Annotated in this window: 2 protein-coding genes; one reads left to right on the top strand and one right to left on the bottom strand. The window is 71.1% G+C overall.

The window, feature by feature from the left end; genetic code table 11:
- Window positions 1-166 precede the first annotated feature (166 nt).
- A complete protein-coding gene (locus ACFV0G_RS37635) occupies window positions 167-397 on the bottom strand; it encodes a hypothetical protein (protein WP_380557805.1) in 231 nt (76 codons plus the stop codon).
- Between the two features lie 493 nt (window positions 398-890).
- Between ACFV0G_RS37635 and ACFV0G_RS37640 the strand changes: the two genes are divergently transcribed.
- Window positions 891-2999, top strand: coding sequence for a type IIA DNA topoisomerase subunit B (locus ACFV0G_RS37640; RefSeq protein WP_380557808.1), 2109 nt, complete (start codon window positions 891-893; stop codon window positions 2997-2999).
- Window positions 3000-3049: the final 50 nt, after the last annotated feature.

The following is a 3049-nucleotide window of genomic DNA, read 5'->3' on the forward strand; positions in this document are numbered from 1 at the left end:
GGGGGGGGGGCCGCCCCCCCCCCCCGCCGCCCCGGGGGGGGCGGGGGCGGGGCCCCCGCGGGGGGGGGGCGGCCCGGCCAGGGGTGGGGCGCGGTTGCCGGAGGCTGGCCCCTGCCACCCGGCCCCGTGGCCCGTGCCGTTCCGGCTCGCCGTGCGCCGGTGTCGGTCAGCGCTCGTCGTCGGTGGCCGAGGCCGGGGTCGCGCCGAGGCGGCCCGTCTCGTCCTGTATCTCCACGGCGATCTTCTTGAGCTCGGGCTCGAACTTGCGGCCGTGGTGGGCGCAGAACAGCAGCTCTCCGCCGCTGGCGAGGACAACGCGCAGGTAGGCCTGGGCGCCGCAACGGTCGCAGCGGTCAGCCGCGGTGAGCGGGCTCGCAGGGGTCAGAACAGTAGTCACGTCGCCTCTTCTCTAGCTCGACGAGCTGTCGTACCAGGGTGAACATCCAACCAGGTCGATTTCGTTCCCGCTCGTGGCTTTTCTTCTCGGAGGATTCTGCTGTTGTTGATGAGGACGTGCCCCGGGGATCGGCGGTTCATGCGTGCCGGTTCCGGTGGCGCACAGCGTCCCTCGAACGTCCGATCGAAGCGATGTCCGAGGTCCGCGTAGCATAATCCTCTGCTGGGTTGGAGCATAAGCCCCGTCCCGGGCACCGGTAGCCTGCATCGCAGCAGCTCCGCCGCCTGCGCCCGGTGCCACGGTCCGACAGGAACCGTGGTGGCAGGTGGAGATGGCGCCCCGGCGCCGCGGTGCCGGGCCGAGGCCGTGTTCGCGCAGCGCGTACAGGCTGCGAGGCGCGCCACACCCGGTGTCTCGCCCAGTGAGAGCGCGCCGGGGGCCCGGCGGGCCGAGCAGACCAGTCAGAGAACTTCATTGAGGAGTGCAACGCCGCATGAGTGCCGAATCAGTGCCGTCCGCCCTGCTCGCCCAGGACGACGGTTCCAACTACACCGCTCGGCACCTGCTGGTCCTGGAGGGGCTGGAGGCGGTCCGCAAGCGCCCCGGCATGTACATCGGTTCCACCGACAGCCGCGGACTGATGCACTGCCTGTGGGAGATCATCGACAACTCGGTCGACGAGGCGCTCGGCGGCTTCTGCGACCGGATCGAGGTCCTCCTGCACGAGGACGGCTCCGTCGAGGTCCGCGACAACGGCCGCGGCATCCCGGTCGACGTGGAGCCGAAGACCGGCCTGTCCGGCGTCGAGGTCGTGATGACCAAGCTGCACGCCGGCGGCAAGTTCGGCGGCGGCTCCTACGCGGCCTCCGGCGGCCTGCACGGCGTCGGCGCCTCGGTGGTCAACGCCCTCTCCGCCCGCCTGGACGTCGAGGTCGACCGCGGCGGCCACACCCACGCGATCAGCTTCCGCCGCGGCACCCCCGGCATCTTCACCGAGCTCAGCCCGGACGCCCCGTTCGAGGCGGCCGGCGGCCTCACCAAGAAGGGCAAGGCCCCGCGCGGGCGCACCGGCACCCGGATCCGCTACTGGGCCGACCGGCAGATCTTCCTCAAGGACGCCCGCCTCTCGCTGGAGAGCCTGCACGCCCGGGCCCGGCAGACCGCGTTCCTCGTCCCCGGCCTGACCATCATCGTCCGTGACGAGCGCCTGACGGAGAGTGAGAAGGTCGACGAGGCGACCTTCCGCTTCGACGGCGGCATCGCCGAGTTCTGCGAGTTCCTCGCCCCGGACAAGCCGATCTGCGACGTGCTGCGGCTGCACGGCGAGGGCACCTTCAAGGAGACCGTGCCCGTCCTGGACGAGCTCGGCCACATGACGCCCACCGAGGTCACCCGCCAGCTCGGGGTGGACATCGCGCTGCGCTGGGGCGCCGGCTACGACAGCACCATGCGCTCCTTCGTGAACATCATCGCCACCCCCAAGGGCGGCACCCACGTCACCGGCTTCGAGCGCTCGCTCGCCAAGACCGTGAACGAGGCGCTGCGCAGTGCCAAGGTGCTGCGGGTCGCCGAGGACGACATCACCAAGGACGACGCCCTGGAGGGCCTCACCGCGGTGGTCACCGTCCGGCTCGCCGAGCCGCAGTTCGAGGGCCAGACCAAGGAGGTGCTCGGCACCTCGGCGGCCAACCGGATCGTCGCCGCGGTGGTCGCCAAGGAGCTGAAGGCCTTCCTGACCTCGGCCAAGAAGGACGAGAAGGTCCAGGCCCGCGCCGTCCTGGAGAAGGTCGTCGCGGCCGCCCGCACCCGGGTCGCCGCCCGCCAGCACAAGGAGGCGCAGCGCCGGAAGACCGCGCTGGAGACCTCCTCGCTGCCGGCCAAGCTCGCCGACTGCCGCAGTGACGACGTGGACCGCAGCGAGCTGTTCATCGTCGAGGGCGACTCGGCGCTCGGCACCGCGAAGCTGGCGCGCAACTCGGAGTTCCAGGCGCTGCTGCCGATCCGCGGCAAGATCCTCAACGTGCAGAAGGCCTCCGTGGCCGACATGCTCAAGAACGCCGAGTGCGCCTCGATCATCCAGGTCATAGGAGCCGGCTCCGGCCGCACCTTCGACATCGACCAGGCCCGCTACGGCCGGGTCATCTTCATGGCCGACGCCGACGTCGACGGCTCGCACATCCGCTGCCTGCTGCTGACGCTCTTCCAGCGCTACATGCGGCCGATGGTGGAGCAGGGCCGGGTGTTCGCCGCGGTGCCCCCGCTGCACCGGATCGAGCTCACCAACCCCAAGCGCGGGCAGGGCAAGTACCACTACACCTACTCGGACGCCGAACTGCGGCGCACCCTGCTGGAGTTCCAGTCCAAGGGGCTGCGCTGGAAGGACCCGGTGCAGCGCTACAAGGGCCTCGGCGAGATGGACGCCGACCAGCTGGCGGAGACCACCATGGACCCGCGGCACCGGATCCTGCGCCGGATCAACCTCGGCGACCTGGAGGCCGCGGAGAAGACCTTCGACCTGCTGATGGGCAACGACGTCGCCCCGCGCAAGGAGTTCATCGTGGACTCCGCGGCGACCCTGGACCGCTCCCGCATCGACGCCTGACCGGGCTCCCGCCCCGTGCCGAGGGGGTTCTCCACCCGCGGGTGGAGAAC

It is taken from the genome of Kitasatospora sp. NPDC059571, assembly GCF_042735675.1.
In the GTDB taxonomy this organism is placed as follows: Bacteria; Actinomycetota; Actinomycetes; order Streptomycetales; family Streptomycetaceae; genus Kitasatospora.

Bases quoted from the DNA above. Each gene is read 5' to 3' on its own strand.
- ACFV0G_RS37640 (WP_380557808.1), top strand. From the start codon at position 891: ATGAGTGCCGAATCAGTGCCGTCCGCCCTGCTCGCCCAGGACGACGGT.